Here is a 5,178-nt window from a genome sequence, read left to right on the forward strand (position 1 = left end):
TGTTTGTTTTTTTTTTCCTGCCGGTGGTGGGGGGCGGCGTTTTGGGGGTGGGGGTGGGGGGGGGGCGGCGGGGCGGGGGGGGGGGTGGGGGCGCGGGGGGCGCGGGTGGTCGCCGCGCTGCTCTGCCTGGTGGTGGCCGAGCTCAACTCCACCAGGGGACTCGGGCCGGTCTCCGCGGTCGGGGTGACCAGCGCGATGCTCGCCATGATGACCCTGCTTCCCGCGGTCATGGTCGTCTTCGGGCGCTGGATCTTCTGGCCGCTCGTCCCGCACCACGACCCGGACGCCGAGGAGCACCCCGCCGACCACGGCAGATGGGGCGCCCTGGGCAGGAGGATCCACGCGAACCCCCGTCTGGTGTGGGTCGTCACGGTCATCGGGCTCTGCCTGTGCGCGTCCGGGCTGGCCTCCTACCGGGCGGGCGGGCTGGGCAACGCCGACGTCTTCCTCTCCAGGCCGGACTCGGTGGTCGGGCAGGAGGTCGCCGAGCGGCACTTCCCCTCGGGCGAGGCCGACCCGGTCCAGGTGGTCACCACCGAGCAGTACGTCAGGGACGTGATCGTGGACACCGCGCAGCGGCCCGAGGTCACCGCGATCTCGCTGGGCGCCGCGGGCAACGGCGACATCCTGCTCAACGTGACGGTACGCGGGGGCGACGGCGAGGAGGCCGAGCAGCACGAGGTGCTCGCCCTGCGCGACCGGCTGCGGGCGGTCGCCGCCCCGGACGTCAACGTGGGCGGCAACGTGGCGCTCATCGCCGACCTGGAGCGCGGCGCGCAGCGGGATCGGATGGTGATCATCCCGCTGGTGCTGCTCGTGGTCTTCGCGGTGCTCGCGGTGCTGCTGCGCTCGCTCATCGCGCCCATGCTGCTGCTGGCCACCGTGGTGCTGTCGTTCCTGGCCACGCTGGGAATCAGCTCGCTGGCGTTCGCGCACCTTTTCGGCTTCGCCGGGGTGGACCAGGGGTTCGTCCTGCTGGTCTTCGTCCTGCTGGTGGCGCTGGGCGTCGACTACAACATCTTCCTCATGCACCGGGTTCGGGAGGAGGCGCACCGCTACAGCACGGCGCACAGCGCGATCCTCGGTCTGGGCGCGACCGGCGGTGTGATCACCTCGGCGGGAGTCGTGCTCGCCGGCACCTTCGCGGTGCTGGTGGTGCTTCCACTGACGCAGACGGTCCAGATCGCCTTCACGGTGGCCGTGGGGGTGCTGCTCGACACGATGATCGTCCGTTCCGTACTGGTGACCGCGCTCACCCTGGACGTCGGCGACGTCGTCTGGTGGCCGAGCCACCTGGCCAGGGGCACACGCTGGTGGCACCGCGGACCGCGCCCCTACCGGCCCCCTGCCCCGGCTGTCAGACCGCGGGTCATGCTCAGGCCCCGGCGGCTCGTGCGCCCCCGCGTGGTGCTCGGATCCGGCAAGGTCGCCTTGAGAAAGAGCGAAAAAGTGGGAGGCGAGTTTAGCGGTAAATGATAAAAGGCGTTATTGCGAGGCAGATCACACCTGTGATTTACTTGCCGGTAATAAACGTGGGGGTGGATCGCCGCACACAATGCGTTTCTGCCCTTTCGAGGTGCTAATAAGCACCCGTCAGGCATTTTCCGGCCCAGATGGAAAGCGTGGCGACGGTGTTCAGCAAGAATTCCCTCCTGCCATTGTCTGCAGCGCAGAGTGGAATATGGGACGCCCAGCGGATTATCCCTGGCGAACCGCTCTGCATTGCCCAGTACATAGAGATCTCCGGCCCGGTCGATCCGGAGGTCTTCGCCGCGGCCGTGCGACTCGCCGCCGGGGAGGTCGACGCCGTTCACGTGCGGATCATCGGTGGCGAGACCGAGGAGGCGGGCCGGGTCGGTCAGGTCGTCGGGGAGTGCGAGGTGCCGTGCCCGTTCCTCGACCTCAGCGGGGGAGAGCCTGGCGACGGGGGACTCGGTGCGGAGCGGGCCGCTCTGGAGTGGATGCGGGAGGACCTGCGCTTGCCGTTCCGCGAGGACGCGCTCGTGGCCACCGCCCTGATCCGGATCGCGCCCGACCGCCACCTGTGGTACCTGCGCTGCCACCACGTGGTCATGGACGGCTACAGCGGGCCGATGATCGCCCAGCGTCTCGCCGAGGTCTACACCGCGCTGGTCGACGGCCGCGACCCCGGCCCCGGCGGTTTCCAGTCGCTGGCCACGTTGCTGGAGGAGGACGCCGCCTACCGCGCCTCCGACCGTTTCCAGGCCGACCGCCGCCACTGGCACGGCAGGCTCGCCGATCTGAGCGCGGTCCCCGCGCTCTCCTCCGGCGCCGCCGCCACGTCGCGGTTCAACCGGCGGAGCGCCACGCTGGGGGAGCGCGACGCCGCCGCGCTCACCGAGGCCGCGCTCTCCCACGGTACGGCCGTCTCCGGGTTCATGATCGCGGCGATCGCGGCCTTCGTCGGGCGCCTCACCGGCGCCCGCGAGGTGGTCCTCGGGCTGGCCGTCACCGCCAGGACCACGCCCGCCGCCCGGCGAACGCCGGGGATGCTCTCCAACGTGCTCCCGCTCCGCCTGGCGGTCTCCCCGGAGACGACCTTCGGCGAGCTGTCCGCCCAGGTCACCCGGGAGGTCGGGCGGCTGCTGGTGCACCAGCGCTACCGGTACGAGGACCTGCGCCGCGAACTCCGCGGCACAGTGGGCGACCGGCTGTTCGGCCCGGTGGTCAACATCATGCGGTTCGACTACGACCTGAGGTTCGCCGGTCACACCGCCGTCGCGCACCCGCTCTGCACCGGGCCCGTCGAGGACCTGTCGATCAACCTCTACGACGGCTCCGACGGGCGCGGAGTCCGCATCGACTTCGACGGCCACCCCGACCTGTACGGCGAGGGCCTGCTGGCCGACCATCACGGCCGTTTCCTGCGCTTCCTCACCCGCGTCGTCCAGGCGGGCCCCACCACCCGCGTCGGCGCCGTGGAACTCCTCGACGAGGCCGAGCACACGCTCCTGGCCGACTGGGGCGCCGCGCCGCGCGAGGTGCCGCCGGGCACGGCCGTCTCCCTGTTCGAGGACCGGGTGCGGCGCGCTCCCGGTGCCGTCGCCGTCGTCGCGGGGGACACCGAGATCACCTATGCCGAGCTGAACGCGCGGGCCAACCGGCTGGCCCACCATCTCATCGCCCTCGGCGCCGGGCCCGACCGTTATGTGGGCCTGTCGGTGCCCCGCTCCCTCGACATGACCGTCGCGTTCCTCGGCATCCTCAAGTCCGGCGCCGCCTACCTCCCCCTCGACCCCGACCATCCGCCGGAGCGCCTGGCGACGATGCTCGCCGACGCCGCCCCTTCCGCCGTGGTGACCCGCGCCGACGCCGGGTTCCACGCGCCGCCCGGCGTCGAGGTCGTCCAGCTGGACACCTGGACCGGCGACGGCCTGCCCGCCACCGACCCGGTGACCGGGCTGCTGCCGGAACACCCGGCCTACGTCGTCTACACCTCCGGATCCACCGGCCGCCCCAAGGGAGTGGTGGTCACCCACGCGGGCCTGCCCGCGTACGCGCGCACCGAGATCGACAGGTACGCGGTGACGGAGGACAGCCGGGTCCTGCAGTTCGCCTCGATCGGGTTCGACGGGGCGGTGCTCGAGTGGCTGATGGCCCTGTCGGCGGGTGCGGCGCTCGTGCCGGTGCCCGCCGGGGTGTACGGCGGCGAGCCACTCGGCCGGTTCCTCGCCGAGGCACGCGTCACGCACGCGTTCGTCACCCCCGCCGCGCTGGCGACGGTCCCGGTCAGACCGCTCCCCGGGCTGCGGACCCTGCTGGTGGGTGGCGAGGCGTGCCGCCCCGAGCTGGTCCGCCGCTGGTCCGCCGGGCGCCGGATGATCAACGTTTACGGGCCGACGGAGACCACGGTCGTCGTCACCTGCAGCGACCCGCTGACCCTCCCCGGCGAGACCCCGATCGGCCGCCCGGTCTACGACGCCCGCCTGCACGTGCTGGACGCCGGACTACGCCCGGTCCCGCCGGGTTCTGTCGGGGAGCTGTACGTCTCGGGACCCAGCCTGGCGCGCGGATACCTGAACCGGCCGGGGCTGACCGCCGAGCGGTTCGTCGCCGACCCCTTCGTGCCCGGCGGGCGGATGTACCGCACCGGCGACCTGGTCCGCTGGGGTGCCGACGGGCAACTCCACTACGTCGACCGCGCCGACCAGCAGGTGAAGGTCCGCGGTTTCCGGATCGAGCTGGGCGAGATCGAGGCGGTACTGGCCGCGCATCCCGACGTCGAGCAGGCGGCCGTGCTGGCCCGCCGTGACCGGGGGCCCGAGCCGGGGGGAGACCTGCGGCTGGTCGGGTACGTGGTCGGTGGCGCGGGCGCGGAGGAACTGCGCGGGCACCTGCGGCGGTCCCTGCCCGAATACATGGTGCCCGCCGCGATCGTGGCGCTGGACGAGATGCCGCTGACCGCCAACGGCAAGCTCGACCGGCGTGCCCTGCCGGAACCCGCGGGGGAGACCTCGGGGCGGGAGCCCGCGACCGACCGCGAACACCTGCTGGCCGGGCTGTTCGCCGAGGTCCTCGGCCTGCCCAGGGCCGGGGCCGACGACGGGTTCTTCGACCTGGGCGGCGACAGCATCCTCGCCATCCGGTTCGTCTCCCGAGCACGGGAGGCCGGGCTCGCGCTCACTCCGAAGCAGGTCTTCCAGCACCAGACCCCCGAGGCCCTCGCCCTCGTCGCCCTCGCCGCGGAGGAGCCCGCGGACGGCACGGATCCGGCGGGTGACGGCACGGGAAGCGTCGACGTCACCCCGATCATCGCCTGGCTCGCCGAGGGCGAAGGGCCGATCGAGGGATTCAGCCAGAGCGCGGTGCTCCGGGTACCCCCGGATCTCGGCCTCGACAACCTGACGGCCGCCGTCCAGGTCGTGCTGGACCGTCACGACGCGCTGAGGCTCCGGACATCCACGCCTCCGGCGGGTGCCGGGGCGTGGGGGCTGGAGATCGCCCCGGCTGGAGCGGTCCTGGCAGCGGACTGCGTGCGCCGGGTGGAGGTCTCGAACGTTCCAGACGAGGCGGCCGGCGAGCGCCTCGGTGTCGTGCACGGTACGGCCGACGGTGTTCCCGGTGTTCCCGGTGTTCCCGGTGTTCCCGGTGTTCCCGGTGTTCCCGGTGTTCCCGGTGTTCCCGGTGTTCCCGGTGTTCCCGGTGTTCCCGGTGTAC

2 protein-coding genes are annotated in these 5,178 nt (G+C 72.3%); both read left to right on the forward strand.

The genetic code is table 11. The annotated features are described in order from the left end of the window. Positions 1 to 3 precede the first annotated feature (3 nt). Entirely contained in the window at positions 4 to 1,476 is a 1,473-nt protein-coding gene (locus ABZU75_RS43455) for an MMPL family transporter (RefSeq protein ID WP_355568380.1), read from the forward strand. Positions 1,477 to 1,658: 182 nt separating this feature from the next. Continuing rightward, a partial coding sequence (locus tag ABZU75_RS43460; RefSeq protein ID WP_355568374.1) for an amino acid adenylation domain-containing protein occupies positions 1,659 to 5,178 on the forward strand: 3,520 nt, incomplete at its 3' end.

The organism is Streptosporangium sp. NPDC005286 (assembly GCF_040607515.1).
GTDB lineage: Bacteria > Actinomycetota > Actinomycetes > Streptosporangiales > Streptosporangiaceae > Streptosporangium.